The organism is Heliorestis convoluta (assembly GCF_009649955.1).
In the GTDB taxonomy this organism is placed as follows: Bacteria; Bacillota; Desulfitobacteriia; order Heliobacteriales; family Heliobacteriaceae; genus Heliorestis; species Heliorestis convoluta.
In genome coordinates, this window is record NZ_CP045875.1 from 801005 (window position 1) to 827411 (window position 26407).

Here is a 26407-nt window from a genome sequence, read left to right on the forward strand (position 1 = left end):
CAAATAGATAGTAGTCATAGTATAGTCACTGAATATGTGGATAAGTGCTTGTAGCCTTGCGATGTTAGGAAAAACCTCTGTGGATAACCATGTGGATAACTAGGATAATAGGGGATAACTTTTATTTTCGCTGAATTTTTTCTTTCAATAGCTGTAGAGCCATCTCTAATTGTGGGTTTTTTTGTCGTTCTTTGCTGATTTTTTCGTGGGCGTGAATGACCGTCGTATGGTCTCTTCCACCAAATTCTTCACCTATTTTAGGTAAAGAGATATCCATGAGTTCTCTCGATAAATACATAGCGATTTGTCGAGGAAAGGATACATCACGGGTTCGTTTTTTCGCTTTTAGATCTTCTACTCTGAGATTATAGTGCTCTGCTACGATTTCTTGAATCAGAGCAATCGTAATGGGCTTGATCTGATTGGCTGGCATAATATTGCGAAGTGCTTCTTCAGCCAGTTGAATGGTCAGCTCTTTTTTTGATAGAGAAGAAAAAGCCATGATGCGGTTTAGCGCACCTTCTAGCTCCCTTATGTTTGATTGAATGGTGTTGGCAATAAAAGCAATCACTTCATTGGGGACTTCTAAGTTTTCAACCATCGCTTTTTTTCGTAAGATGGCAATCCTTGTTTCTAAGTCGGGCGCATTGATATCAGTAATCAAGCCCCATTCAAAGCGACTTCGCAGTCGGTCTTCTAATGTTGGAATTTCTTTAGGAGGACGATCAGAGGAGATAATAATTTGTTTATTGGCTTCATGGAGAGCATTAAAAGTATGGAAAAACTCTTCCTGGGTTCGCTCTTTACCAGCTAGAAATTGAATATCATCAATCAACAAAACATCGATATTGCGATATCGATTTCTAAAATCAACCGTTTTATCGTCTCGAATGGAATTGATCATTTCATTCGTAAACTTTTCCGATGATACATACATAACTTTTGTCTGCGGCCACTGGTTAATTACGTAATGGCCAATGGCTTGCATTAAGTGGGTTTTTCCCAATCCAACACCGCCATAAATAAAGAGCGGGTTATAAGCTTTTGCGGGAGATTCAGCTACAGCAAGAGAAGCAGCATGAGCAAAACGATTAGAATTGCCCACTACAAAGGTATCAAAGGTGTACTTGGGATTTAATTGTGGTTGAAAATAATCTTCATCATTATGGGCAGGCCGTTGCTTTGTTTTTTCATTTTGACTGCTTTCTTGGTTCGGTGAGAAAAAATGAAGCTCAATAGGATGTCCGACAACGACAGAAAGAGAGTTCTTGATTAAGGTTGCATAACGGTTTTCCAGCCAGTCTCTAGCCAAATCGTTCGGAACAGCAACATAAGCGTCGCGGTCTTGAATCGAGACAAGCTGTGTGTTTTTCAACCAAGTGTCAAAACTCTCCGGGTTTAGTTCTTGTTTTAATATCTCCAAAGTTTGCTGCCAAAGACCTGCGATCTGTGTTTGTGCCACCGATCCATACCCCCAAAACGGATATTAACAAATTCTCCACTGTTCTATCCCCGTGGATAAAACAACAAAAAGCTTTATGCATAAGGATAATCGCGAAAAAAGCGATTATTATCCACAAAAAACATTAGACTGAATAATTTTCAACAGAGGATAAAGTATAAGAAAAAAATGATCCACCAAAGAGGCCTTAAAAAAGTGGAATTAAAAACAAAAAAACACACAATTTATCCACAGCCTGTGGAGAAAAGGGTAGAAAAGTCTTGTATAGCAAGGGTTACACACCTGTGGAAAAGTTTCATCCACAATTGTACAGTCTTACTGAGTTATCCACAAGGGGATAAGTGTCGAAAGACATCTATTTTACCCACATTTTTGAATGCTTCACTTTATGTCGCCACTTTTCTTGACTTGTTACGGCTATTCGAATATAATAGGTGTGTTTGTTAAGTGCTGTCAGGTCAACCTATTGGCAGGATGTATAAAAAACCATCTGGATCAACAACATACTAAGGAGGTGTTTCGTGTGAAGCGCACCTATCAGCCAAAAAATAGAAAGCATAAGCGTGTCCATGGCTTCTTAAGCCGCATGCGTACGAAAAATGGCCGGAATATATTAAAACGTCGCCGGGCCAAAGGTAGAAAAGTTCTCAGTGCATAAGGCCGCTTCGGGGGCCTTCTTTTGTTTATGGGGGTGATCTTTTGCTACCCCGTCGTTACCGTTTGCGGCGCAGCAAAGATTTTCAAACTGTTTACAGGCGTGGAAATTCTGTAGCCGGACGTTATGTTGTTTTATATCTTCTAAAAGGGAAAGGCACCCAACGCTTTGGTTTTTCTGTATCTTCTAAAGTTGGAAAAGCTGTTATTCGGAACAAGGTAAAAAGGCAACTCAGAGAAATATGTCGTCGTTATCGTCCACGGCTTCACCAGGGGCGAGATGTTATTTTAATAGCTCGTCAAAAAATAAAAGGAATTCCTTTTCGTGAAGTCGAAAAAGATGTAATTAAGCTATTTAAAAGGGCTAAGCTCTGGATGGGAGAATCTAATGGCAATCAATAAACTTATTATTGTGCCCATACGATTCTATCAACGCTACATTTCTCCCTTACTTGGCCCTCGCTGCCGCTTTCTACCTACTTGTTCGGACTATGCCATTCAAGCCGTGGAGAAGTACGGATTTTGGCGAGGTATAGGTAAAGCCATCTGGAGGATTTTACGTTGTCACCCTTTTCATCCTGGTGGTTACGATCCAGTGTAAGGCCCGGCATCAAGAGCGACCGATTTTTCGGTACATATGTAAGGAGGAATGCTTGCCTTGGGTCTGTGGGATCTCATAGTAGGATCATTTATCTCATTCATTCAGTTTTTCTATAACATTACGAACATGATTGGAATTCCCAATTATGGATTGGCCATTATATTGATAACAATCTTTATCAAAATGGCTCTCTATCCCCTTACGGTAAAACAGATGCGATCGATGCGATCGATGGCGGAATTAGCACCAAAGCAGAAAGCGATTCAAGAGAAGCACAAGAAAAATCCACAAAAAGCACAAGAAGAAATGATGAAGCTATATAAAGATGCAGGCGTCAACCCACTAAGTGGCTGTTTACCACTGCTTATTCAGCTTCCCATTCTAATTGCTTTTTATGGAGCCCTTTTGAATTTCAATTATGCCAATGAAGCGCATGCTCAATTTTTATGGCTTGATAGCTTGTCTGTTGCTGATACGACCTTTATTTTACCTATCTTAGCTGCCGCTACAACTTACTTACAGATGAAAGTATCGGCACCACCTGCTAACCTACAAACACCACAATCAGAACAGATGCAGAAGATGATGTCCGTGATGATGCCACTTTTGATTGGTTGGATGGCTTATACATTCCCTGCCGGTCTTGCGCTTTACTGGGTGACATTTAATACCGTAGGTATCCTTCAACAGTTGTACATCAACCGATCCTTTGAAGTTCAGAAGGGAGAAGGAACCGCTTAATGACCCAGCCCATTATCGTTGAAAAAACGGCCAAAACGGTGAAAGAGGCTGTAAATGCCGCTCTAGCAGAACTTCAATTGGAAGAAAAAGATGTTGAAGTTCATGTGATTGAAGAACCATCTAAAGGATTTCTAGGCTTAATTGGTGTAAAGCCAGCACGTGTAAAAGTTACTGTGAAGCCTGATCCATTGAGAGACACCCTTCGATTTCTTAATGACATCTTTCAAACGATGGAAGTTCAAGCTGAAATCATTCCACAATGGAAAGATGAGATTCTTCATATCACATTTAAAGGTGACGATTTAGGCATCTTAATCGGTCGACGTGGAGACACTTTAGATTCTCTTCAGTATTTGACCAACCTTGCCATTAATCGCCAAAGCCTTTCTAGAATTCGCATCATTCTAGATGTTGAAAATTATCGTCAGCGTAGAGAAGAAACACTGGTGCGGTTGGCCAAGCGATTGGGAGACAAGGTAAAGAGAAGTGGTACTCGAGTCGCCCTAGAACCAATGAGTCCTCAAGAACGTAGAATCATTCATACAGCTCTACAAGGCGATCCTAAGTTATCAACTTTTTCAGAAGGTGAAGATCCCTTTCGTAAAGTTGTAATTGTACCAAAACAGGAACAACGTCGTCCTAGAGGGAACAATCCTAATTCTGCAAACGAATATAAAGGCGAGTACAATCGCTCGGCAACTGCAACGAGAGGAAAGAGTCGTCCTTACGAGCAGAGAGAAGGAATCTCCAAGAGTATGGAAAAAGATAGACCAGGGTATGATAGATAAAAAGCGCTTAGGCGCTTTTTTTCCTATGTGGAAGAGGTAAGTATTTCATGTATCAAGATACAATAGCAGCTGTTTCAACAGCCATTGGAGAAGGCGCCATTGGAATCATTCGTGTTAGTGGACCTGAAGCAATTGAAATCGTTCGTAAAGTTTTCAAGCCCAAGTATGGAAAAACAATTGATCAGTGGCAGAGTCATACGTTACATCTAGGTACGGTCATTCACCCTGATCAAGGGCAGCCCATTGATGAAGTTTTGGTAGCTTGGATGAAAGGGCCGAAAACATTTACAACAGAAGATGTTGCTGAATTTCACTGTCACGGGGGATCCCTTCCTTTACGAGAAACTTTAGAAGCGATACTACGAGCCGGAGCAAGACTGGCTGAGCCTGGAGAATTTACAAGACGAGCTTTCTTAGGTGGTCGACTCGATCTGGCCCAGGCTGAGGCAATTATGGAAGTGATTCAATCTAAGACACGAGATGGTTTGGGAGCGGCTCTCTCTCAATTAGAAGGTCATTTATCTAAAAAAATAAAAGAAGTAAGCGATCGTCTCTTACAAGTGATGGCTCATCTAGAAGCGCTCATTGACTTTCCAGAGGAAGATTTGCCTGAATTGAGCGACGAAAAATTACGTACCGATCTGGAAATCATCAAAAATGAATTGATAGGATTGTTACAAAGAGCCCAGACAGGAAAAGTATTACGAGAAGGCTGGAAAACAGTCATAATAGGACGGCCCAATGTGGGCAAGTCGAGTCTTTTAAATGCTTTATTAGATGAGCAGAGAGCTATTGTTACAGATATACCAGGTACAACTCGTGATGCCATTGAAGAGATGATCGATCTTGGTGGCATTCCTTTGCGTCTTATTGATACGGCAGGCATTCGAGAAACAGCGGACCAAGTTGAAAAAATTGGTGTAGAGAAAACGTTGCACTACATGGAAAAAGCAGATCTCATTCTTTTTGTTCTTGATGGTTCTGAAAAAGTCACAGCAGAAGAAAAAGAATTGCTTAGCTCCTTGAAAAACCGTCCGGCGATTGTTTTGATTAATAAAGCTGACTTGGAAGAAAGAAAGATTGATCAAGAAGAAGTAAAAACTATTACGCACCAAAAGCCGATTATTTCAATTTCTGCTCGAGAAGCCTGGGGATTAGAAGAATTGTCAAAGGTGATTCGTCAATTTGTTTACGGTGATGAAAAAGAAAAAACAGCATCATCACTAGAATATGAACGACTTGATCTTATTACACAAGCGAGGCATCGAGAAGCCATTGAAAGAGCTCTTCAGCATATTCAACAAATGATCGTTGATTTGGAACTTCAGACGAGTCCTGATTTTTTAACAATAGACTTAAGAGCTGCTTGGGAAGCACTTGGTGAAATCACAGGTCATACAGTTGGAGAAGATGTTATGGATAAGATCTTCTCATCCTTTTGCATTGGAAAGTAAAATGGAGTTGATGAACGGTGCCATACGAGGCCGGACAATATGATGTAATTGTAATCGGTGCCGGTCATGCCGGATGCGAAGCTGCACTGGCAGCGGCTAAAATGGGATGCCATACTCTTGTTGTCACAATAGCCTGGGACAATGTAGCTCTTATGCCCTGTAATCCAGCCATCGGTGGTCCTGCTAAAGGTCATCTTGTTCGAGAAATCGATGCTTTAGGTGGTCAAATGGGTTCGGCCATTGATCATAGTGCGATTCAAATCCGTATGTTGAATACAGGAAAAGGCCCAGCCGTCCATGCTTTGCGTGCACAAGCTGATAAAAAAGTCTATCAGCATTACATGACCCAACAACTAGAAAACCAAAAGAACCTCGATGTAAGACAAGCTATGATTGATGAAATACTTGTGGAAGAGAATCAAGTCGTTGGTATAGTAACTCAAACGGGTGCTACCTATCGATCGCCGACTGTGGTTTTAACGACAGGTACATACCTTACTGGAAAAATCATTTTGGGTGATCTCTATTATGATGGTGGACCCAATGGCTACTTTTCTGCTCGATCATTGAGTCATTCCTTAAAAAAGCTTGGTTTACGTTTGGGGCGCTTTAAGACAGGTACACCGGCTCGAGTCGATGGTAAAACCATTGATTTTTCTAAAATGACAGAACAACCTGGTGATGCTGGTAATTTACGATTTTCTTTTATATCTGAACCACATGAAAGAGAACAAATCTCTTGTTGGCTTACTTATACAACTGAACAAACGCACCAGATCATTCGTGATAATCTACATCGCTCGCCCCTTTTTAGTGGCATTATAGAAGGAACAGGGCCTCGCTATTGCCCGTCCATTGAAGATAAAGTGGTTCGATTTGCTGACAAAAAAGCCCATCAAGTTTTTATAGAACCAGAAGGTAGAGAAACCCAGGAGTACTACGTACAGGGGATGTCTACCAGTTTACCGGAAGATGTACAGCTACAAATGTTACAATCAATCATTGGCTTAGAATCTGTAAAAATCATACGACCTGGTTATGCCATTGAATACGACTATGTAGATCCTACACAGTTAAAGCTTTCTTTAGAACATCAAGAAATTAAAGGTCTTTTTAGTGCTGGCCAGATTAATGGAACTTCTGGCTATGAAGAAGCAGCGGCGCAAGGATTGATAGCTGGTATTAATGCAGCTTTACTGGTACAACATAAAGAACCTTTTGTATTAAAACGTTCTGATGCCTATATAGGTGTTTTAATCGACGATTTAGTAACCAAAGGCACCAATGAGCCTTATCGAATGTTAACATCAAGAGCAGAATATCGACTCTTGTTACGACAAGACAATGCCGATCAAAGACTAACTGAAAAAGGTCGTCAGATTGGACTTGTAGATGATCGTCGATATGAAATATTTCAAGAAAAAATTAAATTGTTACAAACTGAGAAAGAACGATGGCAAAGCACGATGATGAAACCAAGCAATGAAGCCTTTATGAATGTACTATGTCAGGAGAATAGTGCCTCTATAACAAAAGGTATTAGCTTGTATGATCTATTACGTCGCCCTGAGCTTAGTTATAAAATTTTGCGTCCTTTTCTAGATAGTGATAAGAGTGATAGCGATCTTGAAACTAGAGTTTCCTATTTAGCGGAAGACGTGGCAGAACAAGTAGAGATTATCGCTAAGTTTGAAGGCTATCTAGCCAAGCAAGAAACTCAAGTTGAACGTTTTAACAAGTTAGAAAACAAACGCTTACCGGAAAATATTAACTATGAAGAAATCGGCGGGCTTTCCACGGAAGCGCGTCAAAAGCTACTTCAAAGAAAGCCAGAGTCACTCGGTCAAGCATCAAGAATATCTGGAGTCAGTCCGGCTGACATATCATTATTACTTGTTTACTTAGAGCAACGGCGAAGAAAGAAAAAGAATGAGGGGTCTTTGGATGAATCTTGAGAATCGCCAGAGTTCTGTGACGAACAAAAGAAATAATGATTGGTCGGAAAAAGATGATCAAAGATTTCGTCATGTTCTTTTAGAAGGGTCGCAGTCATTTCATCTACCTATAGAAAGCCACATAATCGATAATTTTTCTCTCTATGCAAAAGAATTGGTTTTAACGAACAACAGCTTAAACTTAACAGCAATTACGGAAGCAAGTGAAGTGGCTGAGAAACATTTTTTAGATTCTATACTTCCTTTATTGGCTTCCTCGATACAAGATCTAACAAGCAATTCTATTAAAGTTGCTGATATTGGAACGGGTGCTGGTTTTCCAGGGTTACCCTTGGCTATCATGTATCCTTCTTGGCAAGTGACCTTACTTGATTCTTTACAAAAGCGCTGCCGATTTTTAGAACAACTTGCGAATCAATTAGATTTATCAAATACCCAAGTGATTCATGGACGGGTCGAAGAATTGGGTAGGCAAAAAGAATTGCGAGAACAATTTGATCTAGTTATGGCTCGTGCTGTTGCACGCTTACCTGTTTTGGTAGAATATTGCTTACCCTTTGTGAAGAAAGATGGTTTATTTATCGCTATGAAAGGTCCTGAAGGGAAAGATGAAATAGTAGAAGCCCAAAAAGCAATTTCGCTATTGGGTGGAAGCGTTGAGTGGGTTGAAGAAAATACATTGCCTTTGTCAGGAGATAAGCGTATTTTAATTTGTATAAGAAAAGAGAATTCAACGCCTCATACCTTTCCTAGAAAAGCTGGTGTTCCATCGAAAAAGCCGATTCTTTAATACGAAAATAGATTTTTCATCATTGGTTGTGCCCGGGCGGGCATGAGGGGTTAACACGAAAATAGCATTTTCATCATTGGTTGTGCCCAACCGGGCATGACTGGTTAGTACGAAAATAGCTACCCTGTGGTGGGGCAGGCGTTATGATTTCCTTCCGAACGGACTCATCCCACGCCATGAGCGGCAGCAAGCTGCCGATGGCTGTAGGTCTGAAGTCCTCTCCTCCAGGAAGTCATAACGCCTGCCCCAGGTACATCTTGCTGGTTGTGACTGAGTTTTGGCCTATTGCAAATGCAATAGACAGTTGATTTTCATCAAATGGTTGTGCCCGACCGGGTATGATGGTTTAATAAAAAAACAGTTTGGTTTTATAGACCAAACTGTTTTTTTATTTTATCATGCAATAGACAGTTGATTTTCATCAAATGGTTGTGCCCGACCGGGTATGATGGTTTAATAAAAAAACAGTTTGGTTTTATAGACCAAACTGTTTTTTTATTTTATCAATGTTCCACGTGGAACATCAGTACAAGTGGTAATATAGATTTAAGCAAGGAGCATATCAAAGAGCTGCTTAATGTTCCACGTGGAACATCAGTACAAGTGGTGATATAGATTTAAGAAAGAGCATATCAAAGAGCTGGTTAATGTTCCACGTGGAACATCAGTACAAGTGGTAATATAGATTTAAGCAAGGAGCATATCAAAGAGCTGCTTAATGTTCCACGTGGAACATCAGTACAAGTGGTAATATAGATTTAAGCAAGGAGCATATCAAAGAGCTGCTTAATGTTCCACGTGGAACATCAGTACAAGTGGTAATATAGATTTAAGCAAGGAGCATATCAAAGAGCTGCTTAATGTTCCACGTGGAACATCAGTACAAGTGGTAATATAAATTTAAGCAAGGAGCATATCAAAGAGCTGCTTAATGTTCCACGTGGAACATCAGTACAAGTGGTAATATAGATTTAAGCAAGGAGCATATCAAAGAGCTGCTTAATGTTCCACGTGGAACATCAGTACAATGACCACCATATAAATTTGAACAACAGTATATCAATTTATAACAGAATATAACACAAAATTTCGAACAAGAATTCCCCAGTTTAATCAGCCTATAAGCCTCTGAAAAACAATGTGAATATGATTGCCTTTAGAAGGGGGTAATTTTGACTAGGAGTCTTTTTAGGGTCTTTACAGGACATGGACATTTTTTGTGTCGAAAAGATTATGATGTAGAGAAACTTCTGCAGGAGTTACCATATTCATGTTGAAATTGAAAAATGAAAGGTATACTAAAAACACAGCAGAATAGGTGGTGTTACGATTTGACTCAAATCATTGCAATTGCGAATCAAAAAGGTGGAGTAGGAGTGCGTCCGTAAAGGAACTTTCTATATCGTCCTTAAAGGGATTTCAGAGTAGAGAGAACTCTGAATGGTCAACTGACTTACCTAAGATGGAAACATTGCAAGGGAACATAGCATGTCAGTAAAGCCTGTGGTTTCATAGCTAGCAATGGAACAGACAGGCAAGACCAAGAAGTGATATGGCTAAGGCTACACTGCTTGAAACCCAGTCTCTTGGCTTTAACCACGGGGTACACAGAAGCTAGTTGATATGTGTATGAGAGCCTGTTATGCAAGAATTTTCCTATGACTTGTATACTCTCTACAAGCTCTCCGGCGTATTGTAGATACGTTAAAGAGACGAACGGGTGCCTACGTCACTTTTATTGTATAGAAAGATCTAAACGGAGATAGTCTACGTCGATCAAAGCAATCGATAGGGCTACGGAGCTTCCATAGTAGTTTGAGGTAGGGAAAGCCTACTACATGGCGAAGGGAAGCAGGTTATTCAATTGACAAATTATAGAGGTGTGCGAAATGCAAAAGGCCGAAGTAGTTTTGTCAATACTAAGCGAACAATCAAAAATAAATAAAGACTATCGCTTTGACAGACTTTATAGAAATTTTTTTAATGAAGATTTTTATCTACATGCATACAAAGAATTGCTGAATCATGAGAAAAGCTATAAGAATATATCACTTGATTGCTCTACTATAAAAGAGCAAATCATTCTTATGAAAAAAGAAGGTTACAAAACATTATTAAAGAAAAAAAATAAAAATACAAATGATGATCTATTCATTAACCTCTTACTAAGAATAACAAACATCTTATTAAGAAAAATTTACGAACCTCTTTTTCTTAAATATTCTTATGCTCTATCTCAACCAGTCCATCATTATACTCCACTAAAGCAAATCAAAATAATTGGAAGTAGAAAGAACTGGGTCATACAAGGAAATATAGATAAGGCAAGCGTCGCTAGTGATCACAATAGCTTGGCTTTTTTATCTATTAAAATTAATGATGGAAGAATTCTAGAACTAATAAAAAGCTTCATAGCAACAGGCTATCGAATTCCAGTTATTACAGATATTTATCTATATACAATTGATCAACAAATTAACAATAAGTGCACTGAAAAAGTGTTTTATTGTCGCTATGAAGAAAACTTATTATTTCTGATCGATTCGACGAAAAAGGAAGCTCTAGAAATACAAGAAGAATTAAACAGAACGATATCAAATGTAACGAAAGGGACTTGGTCATACCAATTGACGAACTGGAATGATCAAAGTTTTATATTTTTAGATTACGAAATCCGAAAAAATAAATTAGTACACTCGAAAGAATCGAACGTACAACTTCTTGTACCTTCTTCCAAGATTAAAGAAAAAATCAAGCCTTTTACTGCCCAGGGTAAACCCAGACACCACAATCGAAGAATAAACCTTCCTACTAGAGAAATAGTAAAGCTTTATAATGATGAAATTACTCAACTATATCAATATTATGGACTGGCCGAGGACGTAAAAAAGAAAATACGTAGTTTTAGGTATTATCACTATAGAAGTTTACTGAAAACAATTGCAAGAAAAGAAAAAAGCACTGTTCCCAAGATAATTAAAAAATACGCTTTTTCGATAAATGAAAAAATTGATTGTGATCAGTATTTCTATCAATTTGTATGTAAGTAGATAAAAATAAAAATTACAGATTTACAAGGTTCGCTTAGGAATGACTGGAGAGCCGGATACATTGAAAGGTGTACGTCCGGTTCGGAGGGGGATCATTAGAAACCTGATAAACATCAAGGCGCTGTTGATCTACCCTACAAAACAACAACAACAGTTAACTTAGGTGCTTGCTTAGCTGAATTAGATTATTCTGTTCTTCTCGTTGACATGGATCCGCAAGGTAATAGCTCAAGTGGACTTGGAATTGATAAATTAAAGCTACAACACTGTATCTATGACGTTCTTATCAATGGTGCGCCACCGGAGTCGATTATTCACAAAGCTGTTATTGAAAATCTCGATGTCTTACCAGCAACGATACAATTGGCTGGTGCCGAAATAGAATTAGTATCAGCCATCTCTAGAGAAGTCAAGTTAAAAAAAGCACTTGAGTCACTGGGCGATCAATATGATTACATAATTATTGATTGTCCACCTTCTCTCGGATTGCTTACATTGAATGCTCTAACGGCGGCCAACTCGCTTTTAATCCCTATACAATGCGAGTATTATGCCCTTGAAGGAGTAAGCCAATTGATGAGTACCATTAAACTTGTACAGCGTCATCTCAATCCAGATTTAACTCTTCTAGGCGTGTTGCTTACAATGTTTGACGGAAGAACAAATCTAAGCATACAAGTAGTAGAAGAAGTAAAAAAACACTTTCAAGAGCAAGTCTTCAAAACAATCATTCCACGTAACGTGCGCTTAAGTGAAGCGCCTAGCCATGGCCAACCTGTGATTCTCTATGATACAAGATCACGAGGTGCAGAAGTTTATCGTGAAATGGCAAAGGAAGTGATTTTACGTGGCTAAAAAAGGGCTGGGGCGAAGCTTAGGCAAAGGACTTGACGCTTTAATTCCATCGTTACCTCAAATAAAGCAAGAAGAAGATGATCAAAAAGAAGAGGTATCCGAAATCACTCTAGAACAAATCGACCCCAACCCGGAACAACCTCGCAAAAACTTCGAACCAGAAGCACTTGCTGAGTTGGCTAGTTCCATTCAAGAGCATGGCCTAATACAACCCTTGGTAGTAAGGTCTGTAGGAAAAGGTCGCTATCAACTGATTGTTGGAGAAAGAAGATGGCGTGCCTGTAAATCCATTGGATTAAATAAAGTCCCAGTGATTATAAAAAATTGGGACGATCAAAAAGTAGCAGAAATTGCTCTAATTGAAAATATTCAAAGGAAAAACTTAACACCTGTAGAAGAGGCTGAAGCGTTTCGCAGTTTACTTGAAGATTTTTCACTTACTCAAGAAGAACTAGCCAAACGAGTTGGCAAAAGCCGCACTTATATTACCAATTCGTTGCGTCTTTTACAGTTGAACGAAAAAGTTCAGTCCATGATTAATATGGGTCAGATCACGACGGGTCATGCGAAAGCAATAATGGCTCTATCAGATGGGCAAGATCAAGAATTGATGGCACAGACCGTACTAGAAGAAGGCTGGTCTGTTCGCAAGACCGAAGATCAGATTCGAGAAAAATTGGGTAGAGAGAAAAAAGTAAAAGAGCCTCTCGATGAAAATAACAGGGGTTATGGAGAGGTAACTGTCAATCCAAAAGATAAAGATATTCCTGACAAAGGAAGGGCTGAAAAAAGAACTTATAAAGATCCAGAAATTATTGCACTAGAAGAAAGAATGCGTACCTGGTTAAAAACACAAGTTAAGATCAAGCACTACGGAGAAAAAGGAACGATAGAAATCTCTTATTATAGCCTCGAAGATTTACAAAGAGTTTTTGACTGTTTTTTTGATGAACAAGAGAAGTAGATAATCTTTCAATGTTCCACGTGGAACATTGAAAGGGACTTAGTACAGAAGGGAGTTAAATAGTTGATCTATCTAGATAACGCAGCAACGACTTGGCCAAAACCAGAAATCGTATGGCAAGAAGTACTGCGGGCAGGAAAAGAATATGGTGCCAATCCTGGTAGAGCCAGTCATCAAATGGCCATTGACGCGAGTAGAAGCATTTATAAAGCCAGGGTTGCTTTGTCGCAACTATTTAACGCGCCTGATCCACTGCGAATCATATTTACACTCAATGCTACGGAAGCCTTGAACTTGGCTATTTTTGGAACCCTTAAATCAGGCGATCATGTCATTACATCCAGCTTAGAACACAATGCTGTTGCTCGCCCTTTAAAGATATTGCAAGATCGGGGCGTGGAAGTAACCTATCTACAAGGCGATGATTATGGTTATATGGATGAAGATGAACTAAAAAAAGCTTTGCGTCCCAATAGCAAAGCTTTCGTCTTCTCCCATGCTTCCAATGTAACCGGAACACTGCAAGATGCAGCAAGACTGACGAAAAAAGCAAAAGAATATGGACTTACCGTAATTATTGATGCAGCTCAAACAGCAGGCGTTCATGACATTAACATAAAAGACTGGGGTATTGACTTGTTAGCCTTTCCAGGGCACAAAGGACTTTTTGGACCGCAAGGGACAGGTGGTCTCTGGATTGGCGAAGGACTTCATATACCACCACTGTACTATGGAGGTACAGGCAGCCAAAGTGAATCAGAATATCAACCCACTCATTTACCAGACCGCTTTGAAAGTGGAACACAGAATACACCCGGTCTTGCAGGCCTTGCTGCCGGTGTAGAATTTATTAAAGAAATAGGTAGAGAAAAAATTGAAGAGCAAGAAGAAAAGCTTACTATAAAATTGCTCGATGGATTGAGCAACATGAAAAAAGTCACACTTTACGGCCCACCTGTCCATCTACCGAGAGCTGCAGTCGTTTCAATGAACATTGAAGGAGTTGAAGCTGCAGAATTTGGCTTTTTACTTGACAAGGTTCATCAAATCGCCGTACGGACAGGATTGCATTGTGCACCTCTAGCCCATAAGCGAATAGGAACGATTGAGAGTGGAACAATACGTTTTAGTCCTGGGTACTTTACAAGGGATGAAGAGATCGAACAAGTATTATCGGCAGTTGAAAAATTAATTGAAGAAGTAAGTTAGCACGAAAAAAGATAGTTTGTGGTGGGGGCAGGCGTTATGACTTCCTTCCGAACAGACCAGTCCAGAGCGGAGGAAAGCGTGATGACCAGGCCCCTCTATGAAGTAACTCCAATGTGAATAAAAAGGAAAACAAAACCTTGAATAAAACACCAACCGAAAAAGAAAGCATGCTCCATTTATCAACACCTACAATTGTTGTCAACGAAGAAATATTACGACGTAACATCAGAAAGATGGCGCAAGCTTGTCGAGAGAAAAAAATTGCGTTAAGACCCCATTTTAAAGCCCATAAACTTCTTCCCATAGCAAAAATGCAAAAAGAAGAAGGTGCTCGTGGCTTCACAGTCGCTAAACTATCAGAGGCAGCGGTGCTTATCAAAGCCGGTTACCAGGATGTCCTCGTAGCCTATCCGCTTTGGGGTCATGACAAATGGAAAGAGTACGAAGAACTAGCTTCTCAGGCTAAAATGGCAACAATCATTGATTCTTTTGAATCTCTTGTTGCCTGGGAAGAAAGAGCTCGTAAAAAAAGAAGGCCTGTTGAAGTCTACATCAAAGTAGACACAGGCCTTCATCGTGTTGGCTATGCACCAGGAGAAAAACTTTACGATCTGATACAAAGAGCCAGTAAAAATGAGCATATCATCTTACGAGGTTTGTTAACCCATGCTGGTCACGTTTACGGGGCTAAAAACGAAGAAGAGAGAAAAAGAATAGCCCTAGAAGAAGGGAAAATTCTTCTAACAGTAGCCCATAAAATGCGAAAAGAAGGCATTGCCCTACAAGAAATCTCTGTAGGCGCAACGCCTACCGTCGCTTACAATCTACAAACGCCAGGCGTTACGGAAGTAAGGCCTGGCAACTATGTATTTAATGATGCTACACAAGTAAGACTCTCCGTAGCGAAAAAAGAAGACTGTGCCCTTCGCGTATTGACAACCGTTGTAGCCAGACCAGCAGAGAACCGACGAATCATTGATGGTGGCGCCAAAGTATTTGCCCTTGATAAAGGAGCTCATGGACAAGATGGGACCGATAGTTACGGTATAGTAGAGAATATAGAAGGTTGGAAACTATGTCGCCTATCGGAAGAACACGGTGTCTTAGAAAAAATAAGAGCAGAAGCTCCTGAGCTACCTTTAGGATCTAGAATTACTGTCATACCGAACCATGCTTGTCCCGTTGTAAACTTGACGAATGCAATAACCGTGCTCGATCAACAAAACCAAGTCATCGAGCACTGGCCTGTAGATGCTAGAGGTTGTAGTCAATAAAAAAATCTAAGAAAATATTTTGTAATATTCTACAAGTGCAGCCTGATAAACTTCCTTCAGTGAAGTAGCATGATGGCGAGCTTGTTGTACACAATCTTCATACTCAGGTTGGACATTGATCACTTTGTCCTTCCAAAAAGCTCGTTTAATAGCAATAGCACCATAAGCAGTCTCCACCGATACAAAATCTCTTTGCAAAACAGCCCTTTTTTCTCGGCGACAACGAAGCCCTAAGGTCGTAGTGTGTTGAAAAATAAGCTCTACAAGCATAGAACTACAATGGGGAGGACAAAGAACTTTCAATGCATGGCCGACTCTTTCTTTTTTCATCATTGTAGCTGTAACTTCCATATCAAGAGCACCAGCAGAAAACAACCGTTCTCGTAAAAAGTGAAACCACTGTGGGTTCATGTCGTCGATGGTAGCTTCTAAAATATCAACTTCTTCCCACAATGTCGCAGTGTCATCGGCAGCCATTTCTATGACAGGTAATAGATTTTTTTCTGAACCGCAATGGATAGTACTACCATTGCTCAGGTTCTTTTTTTTTCCACAATCATAAGTCGGAGTACATTAGGAACTTTCTTAGAAGGGCGCAGACCTGCTCCATAGCCAATGGAGCGAATAAACCAACTCGAAAAATCAGCATCAAGAGGTTTTCCCAGCGTTGTACAAAGGGCGGCACCTGTTGGTGTCACCAGCTCTCCTTCGCCGGAACCGATGATCACAGGAAAATCTTTTACAAGCTCAGCCGTAGCCGGAGCCGGCACAGGCATAATACCATGATCACACTTTACTGTACCCGAACCAAGGGGTAGAGGAAGTACATAGATAGTCTCAATCTGTAATTGTTGTAAAGCCCAGACAGTGCCTACAACATCAATAATTGCATCGATGGCTCCAACTTCATGAAAGTGGACTTTTTCAACAGACGTACCGTGTACCCTAGCCTCTGCTTCCGCAAGACGAGTAAATACAGCTATAGCGCCTTTTTTAACTGTATCTTCTATCGTCGCATCTTCAATCATTTTTACAATATGATGAAGATGGCGATGAGGCTGATCCTTTTGCTCAAGCAAAACTTTGACTTGACTGCTGCGAATTCCTCGAGCAGATATTTGTTGATGCTCGAGGTGATAACCAGAAATCGGTAAAGAACCAATAACACCTACCAAATCATCCCAGGGTACCCCTAGATCAACCAAGGCAGCCAACCACATATCGCCAGCTACCCCACCAACCGGATCAACAATCAAAGCACGTTCCATAATAAATTACAAGAATCCTCCTTTACCGTCCCCCTGTGCCAACTGTGCCTTACGCCAATAGCTACTACGAACAATCGTAGCCGCCAATGCGGCACCACCAAAACCATTGTCTATATTGACAACACCAACCCCAACAGCACAAGAGTTTAACATGGTCAACAAAGCCGACAAACCACCAAAGTTAGCACCATAGCCTACACTCGTTGGTACAGCAATAACAGGTCGATCACTCATGCCAGCTACAACAGAAGCCAAAGCGCCTTCCATACCTGCCACAACCACAAGAGCGTCCATGGTAGCCAATTTATTGCGATGATCGAGAAGGCGATGCAAACCGGCAACACCGACGTCAAAAATAGGTTCTACATAACAGCCCATTGCTCGCGCTGTAATAACTGCTTCTTCTGCTACAGGTAGATCAGCCGTTCCTGCAGAAAGGATAGCAACTCTTCCATAGCTCTGTTCATCGGTACATTCAGGAATGCGATAGCTGATCACTTTGGCGAGACTATGAAAAGTGGCTTCAGGGACAAAAGCTTGCACAGCTTCAAAAGCTTTTTCATCGCACCGAGTCGCAAGAACGGGATTGCCTTTTTCAGCAAGACGTTGAAAAACAGCACCGACTTGCTCAGGTGTTTTACCGAGACCAAAAATAACTTCAGGAAAGCCTTGATTGGCACTTCGGCAATGATCTACTTTAGCATACCCTAAATCTTCATAAGGCCAACCTTTTAGGCGATCCATCGCTTCTTCTAGGGAAATAGAATCATCTTTCAGAGATAAAAGCAAACGTTTCAGCTCTACAGGATCCATGGCAGTCACCTTCTAATCTATGATATTTTATGAATCTAGAGAATCACGATTAGGATTTAAGCTTCCCATGCGATACCCTTCCAAATCAAGAGAAATATAACGAAAGCCAATTTCTTTCAAAGCGCTGATCACGTGAGAACGATAAGGCTCCTCCAAAAGAAAGGAAGCGTTACGCCCATAGCGCTCATCGATTTCAATGCGAGCACCATCGCCATGATAGCGTACCCGAGAACCGGGAAAGCCAAGTTTATGTAATACCAACTCAGCTGCATCTATTTGCTGAAGCTTTTTTTTATCGACAGCGACACCATAAGGAATACGAGAAGCAAGACAAGCCATACTAGGTAAGTTCCAAGTAGGCAGTCCCATTTCTTTTGACAAAAAACGAATCTCATCTTTTGTCAGCTTGGCCTCAGCCAGGGGACTAAAGACAGCCAGTTCAGAAAGGGCACGATGACCCGGTCGAAAATCTTTCAAGTCATCAACATTGGTTCCATCAAAAAGAAAAGAGATTTTTTCTTTTTTTGCTAGATTTACAAGCGACTGAAAAAGATGAAGCTTACAATGATAACAACGATCCCATTCATTTTTGCTCATAAAAGGTTCTCTTAGAGGATCAATTTGTAGAAAGCGATGCTCTGCATCCATGAAATCAACCATTTTTTGTACATCTTCAGCCGTTCCTGTTGGTAACAGTGGCGATAGAATCGTACAAGCTAGCAAGCGTGGACTTTCTGATTCCTCCGAATCAGTCCTTGCCGATTTACCTGTAACGACTTTGTTGTCACGTACTGTTACATCCACACGATTTTTCTTTTTATCTTTCCATACTTCGTGCCAGGCAGCAAGCAAGAAAGTGCTATCGACTCCACCTGAGTACGCAAGCAAGGCGGAGGGGTATGAGAGTAAAATTTCTCGAAGCTGGGAATACTTGCGAATAGCTTGAACAGAGCTTTTATTTTTTTGATAAAAATCAAAAGATAAATTGTGAGTCACCTTAAAACCTCCTTGATTGATTTTATATCCACTTTTTTTTTATGTCAAAAAAATCCTATTTATGAAGGATTTTTTCCATAGCCATAGAGGAAAAAGACGAAAAATGTGGAATAAATGACAGGGGGAAAGGAGGAAGAAGGTTGCCACAATGGATGGAATGGCTTCATGAAAATAGCTTTGCTTTGCTTATCATTACACTCGGCGTAACATTTTTAATCCTTCTTCTGATGGTTATCTTGTTTTATCGCTTTAAGAAAATATCAAAAATGTATAAGAACTTGATGACGGGACAAGAAGGCAATAGCAAGAATCTAGAAGAATTACTTTTTCAAAATTTAGAGAATAATGAAAACATTATCCAAAAACTCAAAGAACAAGAAGTAGAGATTAATCAATTAAAAAATATATCCTTAGAAACAATTCGTCACATAGGAATTGTACGCTATAACGCCTTTGATAACGTGGGATCGAACCAAAGTTTTTCTGTGGCATTGCTCGATCATAAAGGCTCAGGCGTTATTTTAAGCAGTCTTTATGGACGAGAAGTGTCACAAGTTTACGCCAAACCCGTCAAAGAAAGCCGCTCAAGCTATCCTTTGACCGAAGAAGAAGAAAAGGCAATTCAGGAAGCGATGAGTGAGTAAAGATTCTTTAAATTAAAGCAGGTGAGTAGGATTCATAGCTACAATCGGTCTTCCAAAAAAAAGAAAGTAGAAAATTATACAGTTTTTTTTGTATCTGACCATGGTAGAAAGAGACCTTTTCGCCTTCATTTATCGCAAGAGAAATTACGCTTAGTAGCAGGAGGCGCTGTTGTATTTTCCCTGTTGTTTGTGGTAATGCTTGGTCTTTCTTTTTACTCCAGCAACAATGTGATAGAGTTGCAACGTCTTCGCTCTGTCAACGAGCAACAGGCCCAACAGATTGCAGAACTTCGAGAATTTGCTGTTGATGTACAAGATAAAGTTGAGCGAATCAAAATGATGGATCAACAAGTTCGCCAACTGGTTGGCTTAGAAGGTCAAGTACAAATGAATCTACCCGTAGAAAGACTAGAACATCACGCAGAAGATGAAGAAAATACAAGGGCAATCTTAGAAACAAATTCAGAACAAAGTGATGCACGAAGACTTTTTGGCCTCTTTCCATCTCGTTCTAGTTATAGTAGAGCAGAAGCAGCTGTTCAAAATGTAAATACAAAAAATGTTGATACACTTGATTTAAATGAACTAAAAATTTCCTTAACAGAGCTAAGTGATGATTTAGAGTATCATAAGGAAAACTTATATCAGCTTGAAGAAGATGTAGAAGAACGACTTCGTTACTTAGAAGCCCTTCCTTCTACCTATCCGGTAAGAGGACGTATCTCGTCGCCTTATGGCAATCGCCCCTCTCCTTTTGGCGGCTCTTCTATAGAATTTCATTCTGGCATTGATATTGCAGCCGACTATGGTACAACGATCCGAGCTTCTGCAGCCGGTACCGTTATTTTCGCCGGTTGGAAAGCAGATATGGGCAGGGTTATAGAGATTCAACATGGTTATGGTTATGTATCAACCTATAGTCATCTTTCTGTCATAAATGTGACGGTCGATCAGAAAGTAGAAAGAGGCGACCCTATTGGACGGGTCGGAAGCAGTGGAAGAAGTACAGGTCCTCATTTACACTTTGAAATATATAAGAATGGTCGACTTCAAGATCCCCAAAAGTATTTGGTTCATTAAAGTAGCGGGAGGTTACAGACATGTTTGGCAAAAAGAGCAATCAATCAGTTCAATCTGGCCCAAATACTGTTGAAACCGTAATTGGCAAAGACAGTGAGTTCAAGGGAATTCTTAAGGCAACAGGGGCCGTACGAATTGATGGCTCCTTGCATGGAGAAATTATTGGTAACGGTGATATCATTGTTGGTGAAAGCGGAGAAATAGAAGCATCGATTGACGGTCGTAATGTAATCATTGCAGGTACAGTTCACGGCAATATTACTGCTACAGGTCGCCTAGAAATCGCAGCTACGGGCAAGCTTTACGGAGATATTTACACAGGTAGTTTGGTTATTGATGAAGGGGCTCTTTTTCAAGGAAGCTCTAAAGCACAACAGCCAGTACAAGAAAAAGAAAGTGTACCGGCTGTTTCTTAAAGCATCTTATCAGACAGCTCCATCATTGATAGGGAAATGCTTTTCTTCCCGGGTGGCGCTGTAAGCTAGATTATGATTCATATGATAAACTGGTTGACGACGAGCTACTCTGTAGTAACCAAAAAGAATTCCTCTACTTATTTGATGAGCGATTTTCATTACAGAAGCAAGACGTGTATTTTGTAAAACCATAAATTCCATAAATCCACCGACATTCACGATACCGGTGATATGCAGATCTCCCACTGAAGGGAGATCTTTTTTACGCCCGCACCAGGACGAAGACTACCCAAACCAATAGAAATTTTGCCTACCTGATCTACGGTACCCAAAGAAGCATCGATAGCAATCATGATTCCATTAGGATGAGCCTCTTCAATCGCTTTTTTTCGTTCAATTAAGTTTGTGGCATGAATGGGATCGTCAAGTGTCCCGTAGATATGATAATACGATGAAGCAAGAGGCAACAGTTGTGTGCCTACCAAAGGACCTAGGCAATCTCCTGTAGAGCGATCGGTGCCGATGCAAAGAATGACTCGAGGTCTTATCATATCTGGATCAAGATGAAGCAACAATTCAGCCAGTGCATCACCGAGTTCATGAGCTGCACCGTTAGAAGTCTCTATATAATGCTTTTTGCCAAACCTTATATGATCCCACTTTTCTGTAGTCATGTCCTATCCCCTTTTTTAATTATGGCTACATTTTTCCCTCTGTAAAGGCAAAATAAACCATCCAGTTTCGTTCTGAGGGAGGTAATTTTGTGGGCTTTCTCTGGCAATTACAAGTTGCATCTGTATACATTGGGGCGGTTCTCGGTGCAGGATTTGCTTCTGGCCAAGAAATTATGCAATTTTTTGTGCGATACGGTTCCGATGGACCTTCGGCCGTTGTTTTTTCTGGCGTTCTCTTTGGCGTCCTAGGGCCTGCAATTCTTGCTCTGTGTCGACAACGATCTATATTTCAATATCAAGATCTACTTAACTTCCTTTTTGGTCAACGACTTGGCAAGGTAATGGACTTCGTTATCGCGTTATCATTGTTTACAGGATTGATGGTAATGTTATCAGGTACAGGCGCTCTTGTTTCCCAGCAATGGGGTTGGCCTGCCTGGAGCGGTGTGTTGATCACGTCTATTTTCTTATTTTTCTCATTGTGGAGTGGCCTTGGAGGACTCTTGTGGGTAAACACATTTTTGGTTCCACTAAAAGCGATTATCTGTGTCGCCGTTGCCGCCGGTATCTTACTGATTAATCCTAGCATAGAAAGCATATCAGCCGATTGGCAAGAATACTTAACATGTCTTGCTGGCTATAACAATCCGAATATCGATTCATCGGGGCCTACCGAATCATTTGGACTTTTACCACCTTCTGCAGCCTTTGGTGCTTTTCTATATGTTTCCTTTAACTTGGCTATGTCCATTGTTGTTCTTGTTGCTTTAACTCCACAAGTAAAAAAACAAGGTGGCTACCAGGGGGCTGCCATTGGCGGTCTCTTACTAGGTTTTTTTGCTTATGTTTTAACAATGGCTATGTTACAGTATGTACCTGAGATTGAAGCCTATCCGGTACCCATGCTTTTTTTAGCCGGTGCCCTTCATCCTTGGACCGGCCACGTCTACGCCTTTTTACTCTGGTTGGCCATGTTCACAGCTGCATTAGGAAGTGCTTTTGGTGCTGCCCTTAGAATATCGAGTGAGAAGAAGGGAAAAAAATTCAAAAAAGCCCTGCTTTTTTCTATCGTCATCGTGTCACCCTTTGCCCTTCTACCATTTGCTGATCTTGTTGCAACGTTGTATCCGATTTTTGGTTATATAGGCCTGCCTATTATCGGGGCCATCGTCTGGTCCATTGGCCGCGAGTGGCTTCACCGAAAGTGGAGCAGTTATAAAAGTTTCTAAAAAAGAGTCTGCTTTCTTAATAAAAGAAGCAGACTCTTTTTTCTCATTCTTATGGATCAATTACGGCTACCAGTTCGAGGGTAGGCCCTACTTGCATGACCGCCATGGGACGAAGGGCATGACGCTCTTGACCAATCTTCATAGTGCCTCCGGCAACAGGCCAGGGTTCCATTTGTTTTATTCTTTCTGCTAAGGCCTGCTGATCCTCAGGATCCTTACATTCTGACAGCGCTTTGAGCAAGCCTTTCGTTGCGTCGTAAGCCCAGAGTGCAATGGGGTGTGGTTCTTCGTGATATCTTGCTTTATATGCTTTTTCAAATGTTTTACCTTCTTCAGTCGGTAGAAAGTTCGGCGTTATGTAAAAAAGTCCCCACCGAACCTGGTTGCGGCTTTCTTGGAGTAGAGATCGAGCCATTTCTTCCAAGCTATCACCACCGAGTATAGGGAGGGCAATTCCTACTTGACGAGCTTGTTGTAAGAAAGCAGCACTTTCTTTGGCATAGCCTGGCAAGTATATGACTTGTGGTTGCCCATTGAGAATGTTAGATAATAATGTAGAAAAGTCCTGTTGATCTCTCTGGTAGTATAAAGTATTGACAATAGTTCCTCCTGCTTTTTCATAGGTTTGCCGAAAAGATTGAGCCAATGCTTGTCCATAGGCGCTTTTTTCTTCTACGACCATAACGGCTCTTTCACCCCAGTAAGAAGAGGCAAAGTGTGCTGCTGCCGAGCCTTGTTGTCGATCGTCATAACTTCCCTGATAAATATTATCACCAAATGTGGGCGTAGACGGGTGTGTTGATAGACTGAATAAAGGGAGTGAAAGATTCTTCTGGGCTAACAGTTCTGCTTTCGATGGTGTCATGGGGCCAATAATAGCAACAAGGTTTCTATTTACAGCTTCTCTGGCAAACACAGATAGTCCTTCTGCGTCACTTGCATCGGCTGTATGAGTCTGAATGTAACGACCTTTTATCCCACCTTGGTCGTTGACTTCATCGATGGCCATTTGAAGACCTTTGAAAGCTGCTTGACCCCACGGTGAGATTTGCCCTGACAGTTCCAAGGCAACGCCCAATTGAATGGGTGTAGCAGCAGGCTGTGGCTCTTTCAAGGAGGATATTTTCTGATATCCTACATAAAAGCCTATGGGCACTATGAAGAGTAAGGCAAGAATGAGTAGCAATGTTTTACGCGTTAAAAAAATCATGGTACATCCCTCCTTTACAATCGGTATGTACCATAATTTCTACATATTCCATATTTTACCTTTTTATTATTTATCTTTTCAAGTAAATTGAGTTTTTTAGTTCTTCACTCTCTTTTTTTCAATCTAAAAAAGAACACGCTTGTCTCCCACTCTTTTTGTGATACGCTCACGATCTAACCATTCCATAAGTGGTACCGTATATCGTCGTGAACTCCCTGTAAGATCACGCACTTCAGCAATGGTCATTTCTCCTTTTTCTTGTAGCGCCTGAATCACCTTGTTGCGAAATAGCGCCATGCTTTGCTGATGGATGCGCAAATCTTCAGCGATTTTCACAAGTCTTCCTGTCTCTGTTAAGTACGATAGTATTTCTTCTGCCTCTTCTTGACGCTGCTTTTCTTCCTGGATCAACCTTTCTATGACTTCACCAGTCGTAGGAGGTTGAAAAGCCTTCTCTTGAAACCAACTTTCTATTTTTTTTATGATTTCTTCCATTTCAGAAGTCGGTTCGTTCTGATATTGATAAGAAGACAAGGTGTGCCCAGTTATGTCAATGCTTTGGCGCTGTTGTAACGTTTGAAGCAAGGCATTGTAAGCTTTGCTGTTCCAAGTCGGAACAAGCTTGCCTTTTAGGTCTTCTTTGGCCATTCCTGTGCGCAAGGGATATTTTTGATGGAATTTTTCAAGATGGCGCAGAATAGTTCGCTCTAACGTTTCTAATAGGGCTTTTGATAGCATATATGTGTTTTTTTTATCGGAGCATAGTAAGGCAACCGATGGACTTTCTTGTACTTTTACTTCTTCTAAGAAGTTCTGGACTTCAGCTTGGCTAATGTTAAATTTTTTTATCGTTTCATCAGGGCTTAGAGGCATAGCCGTCTGGGCGAGATGCTGTGCCAACAGCTCGGCCAATGATCCTTTTTCTTTGGTTGTCAGTGAATTGAGCAATTCTGGCTTATTTTTCTTGATCTTAAAGGCATCGGGTTCAATAATACGACCACCGCCAATGGTAACGGCAGGAGAGTAGCTTCGCAAGACAAAGCGATCGCTTTTGAGCACGACGACAGGCTCTTCTAAGATAATCTGAGCCAAGCAATCTTCTCCTGGTTTCACTTCAATTCGATCTAGTAGCACCAGTCTCCCGAGGGTTTCTCGCGTGCCTGCATGAAAGCGCACTCTTTGCCTATCTATCAATGTTTCTTCGCTGTGAGCAAGATTTTGTAACCGTACGGAAACTCGGTAGGCTGGCGTGAGCAATTCTGGTGAAGCAAGGACATCACCTCGCTGGACATCTGACAATTCAAGGCCCGATAAGTTTACGGCCACTCTTTGCCCAGCCTGCGCCTCTTCTACTTTATCTCCATGCACTTGCAGGCCTCGAATGCGACAAGGTTGATTCTTCGGCATAAGTATTAACTGTTCTCCTACCTGCAATTGTCCCGATAGAAGAGTACCTGTAACCACTGTGCCAAAGCCAGTCATAGTAAAGACTCGATCAATGGGCAATCGAGCGGCACCAGCGAGGGGACGACGCTGAATCTGTTCTACTTTTTCCACGATCATTTCTTTTAAGGCATCGATGCCTTGTCCCGTTGTAGAAGAAAGAGCCAGAACAGGAGCACTTTCAAAGAGAGTGCCTTGCAATGTTTCTTTTACTTCTTCAATGACCAACTCCAGCCAATCTTCTTCCACGAGATCGGCTTTTGTTAATACCACAATGCCCCTAGGGACTTGTAACAGTTCTAGTACATCAAGATGTTCTTTGGTTTGAGGCATTACGCCTTCATCAGCGGCAATGACGAGTAGCACCAGATCCATACCCACAGCACCGGCAACCATTTGCTTAACAAAACGCTCATGGCCTGGTACATCCACAATGGCAGCTAACTTGCCATTCGGTAGTAGAAAGGGAGCGAAGCCGAGTTCAATGGATATACCCCTTGCTTGCTCTTCTTTTAAGCGATCGGTTTGAATCCCTGTTAACGCATGGACGAGCTTTGTTTTTCCATGATCAACGTGACCAGCTGTGCCAATGATGACGTTAACTCGTTCTTTTTCTCCCATTTTCAGCCTCCTCTCAATATTATGCGAAAACTGTCCTGTACAATTAGAAAAGCGCCTGTATTATTATCCTTTACACCCACCATCTTCATTGTTCCCTTTTCTTGTGCTTGTTGAATACTAAAAAAGGCAAGCAGGAGGCTCTCTTTATCTAGTCGAATAGGATTCTAGCGAGTAAAAAGTTTCCTACTTTTTTAGCAAATGTAGATAACAATGTTG

At 40.9% G+C, this 26407-nt stretch carries 23 protein-coding genes and 2 pseudogenes; 17 read left to right on the forward strand and 8 right to left on the reverse strand.

Translation table 11 applies throughout. The annotated features are described in order from the left end of the window. Positions 1 to 121 precede the first annotated feature (121 nt). Positions 122 to 1462, reverse strand: coding sequence for a chromosomal replication initiator protein DnaA (gene dnaA / locus FTV88_RS03740; protein ID WP_153724460.1), 1341 nt, complete (start codon positions 1460 to 1462; stop codon positions 122 to 124). Between the two features lie 523 nt (positions 1463 to 1985). Between dnaA and rpmH the strand changes: the two genes are divergently transcribed. The 13 genes and pseudogenes from rpmH (at position 1986) to FTV88_RS03805 (ending at position 15797) form a co-directional block, all read left to right on the forward strand. Next, on the forward strand, positions 1986 to 2120 hold the full coding sequence (rpmH, locus tag FTV88_RS15765; protein WP_153724461.1) for a 50S ribosomal protein L34: 135 nt from the start codon (positions 1986 to 1988) through the stop codon (positions 2118 to 2120). A gap of 41 nt (positions 2121 to 2161) precedes the next feature. Then, a complete protein-coding gene (gene rnpA / locus FTV88_RS03750) occupies positions 2162 to 2518 on the forward strand; it encodes a ribonuclease P protein component (RefSeq protein WP_153724462.1) in 357 nt (118 codons plus the stop codon). Beyond that, positions 2505 to 2717 (forward strand): membrane protein insertion efficiency factor YidD, encoded by a 213-nt coding sequence (gene yidD / locus FTV88_RS03755; RefSeq protein WP_153724463.1) that lies wholly within the window; start codon positions 2505 to 2507, stop codon positions 2715 to 2717. The genes rnpA and yidD overlap by 14 nt, the downstream gene beginning before the upstream one ends. A gap of 57 nt (positions 2718 to 2774) precedes the next feature. After that, the gene (locus FTV88_RS03760) at positions 2775 to 3458 is read left to right on the forward strand and encodes a YidC/Oxa1 family membrane protein insertase (RefSeq protein ID WP_368277479.1); all 684 of its coding nucleotides are present in this window, start codon (positions 2775 to 2777) and stop codon (positions 3456 to 3458) included. Beyond that, entirely contained in the window at positions 3458 to 4246 is a 789-nt protein-coding gene (jag, locus tag FTV88_RS03765) for an RNA-binding cell elongation regulator Jag/EloR (protein WP_153724464.1), read from the forward strand. The genes FTV88_RS03760 and jag overlap by 1 nt, the downstream gene beginning before the upstream one ends. Before the next feature lie 47 nt (positions 4247 to 4293). Continuing rightward, positions 4294 to 5700: a tRNA uridine-5-carboxymethylaminomethyl(34) synthesis GTPase MnmE gene (gene mnmE / locus FTV88_RS03770; protein WP_153724465.1), complete on the forward strand. Its 1407-nt coding sequence runs from the start codon at positions 4294 to 4296 to the stop codon at positions 5698 to 5700. 17 nt (positions 5701 to 5717) lie between these two features. Then, positions 5718 to 7655, forward strand: a complete 1938-nt coding sequence (gene mnmG, locus FTV88_RS03775; protein ID WP_153724466.1) for a tRNA uridine-5-carboxymethylaminomethyl(34) synthesis enzyme MnmG — start codon at positions 5718 to 5720, stop codon at positions 7653 to 7655. After that, the gene (gene rsmG / locus FTV88_RS03780; RefSeq protein ID WP_153724467.1) at positions 7645 to 8445 is read left to right on the forward strand and encodes a 16S rRNA (guanine(527)-N(7))-methyltransferase RsmG; all 801 of its coding nucleotides are present in this window, start codon (positions 7645 to 7647) and stop codon (positions 8443 to 8445) included. Before mnmG ends, rsmG begins: the two co-directional genes overlap by 11 nt. 1889 nt (positions 8446 to 10334) lie before the next feature. Next, positions 10335 to 11495, forward strand: a complete 1161-nt coding sequence (locus tag FTV88_RS03785; protein WP_153724468.1) for a group II intron reverse transcriptase/maturase — start codon at positions 10335 to 10337, stop codon at positions 11493 to 11495. Positions 11496 to 11633: 138 nt separating this feature from the next. Further along, positions 11634 to 12350: pseudogene (locus FTV88_RS03790) on the forward strand (ParA family protein); the annotation flags it as partial. Next, the gene (locus FTV88_RS03795) at positions 12343 to 13314 is read left to right on the forward strand and encodes a ParB/RepB/Spo0J family partition protein (protein ID WP_243137288.1); all 972 of its coding nucleotides are present in this window, start codon (positions 12343 to 12345) and stop codon (positions 13312 to 13314) included. The pseudogene FTV88_RS03790 and the gene FTV88_RS03795, both read left to right, overlap by 8 nt. 63 nt (positions 13315 to 13377) lie before the next feature. Continuing rightward, positions 13378 to 14523, forward strand: a complete 1146-nt coding sequence (locus FTV88_RS03800; RefSeq protein ID WP_153724469.1) for an aminotransferase class V-fold PLP-dependent enzyme — start codon at positions 13378 to 13380, stop codon at positions 14521 to 14523. Positions 14524 to 14660: 137 nt separating this feature from the next. After that, the gene (locus FTV88_RS03805) at positions 14661 to 15797 is read left to right on the forward strand and encodes an alanine racemase (protein ID WP_162007885.1); all 1137 of its coding nucleotides are present in this window, start codon (positions 14661 to 14663) and stop codon (positions 15795 to 15797) included. Between the two features lie 6 nt (positions 15798 to 15803). Here the strand turns inward: FTV88_RS03805 and larC2 are convergent, their stop codons facing one another. The 4 genes from larC2 to larE are packed head-to-tail and all read right to left on the reverse strand — an operon-like array spanning position 15804 to position 18874. Then, entirely contained in the window at positions 15804 to 16274 is a 471-nt protein-coding gene (larC2, locus tag FTV88_RS03810; protein ID WP_153724471.1) for a nickel pincer cofactor biosynthesis protein LarC2, read from the reverse strand. A 56-nt stretch (positions 16275 to 16330) separates the two neighbouring features. Continuing rightward, complete coding sequence (gene larC, locus FTV88_RS03815) at positions 16331 to 17065, reverse strand: nickel pincer cofactor biosynthesis protein LarC (protein WP_153724472.1); 735 nt, start codon at positions 17063 to 17065, stop codon at positions 16331 to 16333. 6 nt (positions 17066 to 17071) lie between these two features. Beyond that, on the reverse strand, positions 17072 to 17878 hold the full coding sequence (gene larB / locus FTV88_RS03820; RefSeq protein ID WP_153724473.1) for a nickel pincer cofactor biosynthesis protein LarB: 807 nt from the start codon (positions 17876 to 17878) through the stop codon (positions 17072 to 17074). Positions 17879 to 17905: 27 nt separating this feature from the next. Continuing rightward, complete coding sequence (larE, locus tag FTV88_RS03825; RefSeq protein WP_207707909.1) at positions 17906 to 18874, reverse strand: ATP-dependent sacrificial sulfur transferase LarE; 969 nt, start codon at positions 18872 to 18874, stop codon at positions 17906 to 17908. A gap of 140 nt (positions 18875 to 19014) precedes the next feature. On the opposite strand from larE, the gene FTV88_RS03830 reads away from it, so the two are divergent. The 3 genes from FTV88_RS03830 to FTV88_RS03840 are packed head-to-tail and all read left to right on the forward strand — an operon-like array spanning position 19015 to position 21014. Then, positions 19015 to 19518: a DUF4446 family protein gene (locus FTV88_RS03830; protein WP_153724474.1), complete on the forward strand. Its 504-nt coding sequence runs from the start codon at positions 19015 to 19017 to the stop codon at positions 19516 to 19518. 21 nt (positions 19519 to 19539) lie between these two features. After that, positions 19540 to 20598, forward strand: coding sequence for a M23 family metallopeptidase (locus FTV88_RS03835; protein ID WP_162007886.1), 1059 nt, complete (start codon positions 19540 to 19542; stop codon positions 20596 to 20598). A 20-nt stretch (positions 20599 to 20618) separates the two neighbouring features. After that, complete coding sequence (locus FTV88_RS03840) at positions 20619 to 21014, forward strand: bactofilin family protein (RefSeq protein WP_153724476.1); 396 nt, start codon at positions 20619 to 20621, stop codon at positions 21012 to 21014. A 9-nt stretch (positions 21015 to 21023) separates the two neighbouring features. Here FTV88_RS03840 and yyaC read toward each other — a convergent pair. Then, positions 21024 to 21688 (reverse strand): annotated as a pseudogene (gene yyaC, locus FTV88_RS03845) (spore protease YyaC). 89 nt (positions 21689 to 21777) lie between these two features. On the opposite strand from yyaC, the gene FTV88_RS03850 reads away from it, so the two are divergent. After that, the gene (locus FTV88_RS03850; protein ID WP_153724477.1) at positions 21778 to 22917 is read left to right on the forward strand and encodes a YkvI family membrane protein; all 1140 of its coding nucleotides are present in this window, start codon (positions 21778 to 21780) and stop codon (positions 22915 to 22917) included. Between the two features lie 49 nt (positions 22918 to 22966). Here FTV88_RS03850 and FTV88_RS03855 read toward each other — a convergent pair whose 3' ends face one another. After that, positions 22967 to 24127, reverse strand: coding sequence for an ABC transporter substrate-binding protein (locus FTV88_RS03855; protein WP_153724478.1), 1161 nt, complete (start codon positions 24125 to 24127; stop codon positions 22967 to 22969). 123 nt (positions 24128 to 24250) lie between these two features. After that, on the reverse strand, positions 24251 to 26191 hold the full coding sequence (gene selB, locus FTV88_RS03860) for a selenocysteine-specific translation elongation factor (RefSeq protein ID WP_153724479.1): 1941 nt from the start codon (positions 26189 to 26191) through the stop codon (positions 24251 to 24253). Positions 26192 to 26407: the final 216 nt, after the last annotated feature.

Excerpts from the sequence above, each read along its gene's own strand:
- FTV88_RS03840 (WP_153724476.1), top strand. The coding sequence starts at position 20,619 with ATGTTTGGCAAAAAGAGCAATCAATCAGTTCAATCTGGCCCAAATACT.
- jag (WP_153724464.1), top strand. The coding sequence starts at position 3,458 with ATGACCCAGCCCATTATCGTTGAAAAAACGGCCAAAACGGTGAAAGAG.
- yidD (WP_153724463.1), top strand. The coding sequence starts at position 2,505 with ATGGCAATCAATAAACTTATTATTGTGCCCATACGATTCTATCAACGC.
- larC2 (WP_153724471.1), bottom strand. The coding sequence starts at position 16,274 with ATGGCTGCCGATGACACTGCGACATTGTGGGAAGAAGTTGATATTTTA.
- mnmE (WP_153724465.1), top strand. The coding sequence starts at position 4,294 with ATGTATCAAGATACAATAGCAGCTGTTTCAACAGCCATTGGAGAAGGC.
- rsmG (WP_153724467.1), top strand. The coding sequence starts at position 7,645 with ATGAATCTTGAGAATCGCCAGAGTTCTGTGACGAACAAAAGAAATAAT.
- FTV88_RS03785 (WP_153724468.1), top strand. The coding sequence starts at position 10,335 with ATGCAAAAGGCCGAAGTAGTTTTGTCAATACTAAGCGAACAATCAAAA.
- larB (WP_153724473.1), bottom strand. The coding sequence starts at position 17,878 with ATGGATCCTGTAGAGCTGAAACGTTTGCTTTTATCTCTGAAAGATGAT.
- selB (WP_153724479.1), bottom strand. The coding sequence starts at position 26,191 with ATGGGAGAAAAAGAACGAGTTAACGTCATCATTGGCACAGCTGGTCAC.
- larC (WP_153724472.1), bottom strand. The coding sequence starts at position 17,065 with ATGGAACGTGCTTTGATTGTTGATCCGGTTGGTGGGGTAGCTGGCGAT.
- FTV88_RS03855 (WP_153724478.1), bottom strand. The coding sequence starts at position 24,127 with ATGATTTTTTTAACGCGTAAAACATTGCTACTCATTCTTGCCTTACTC.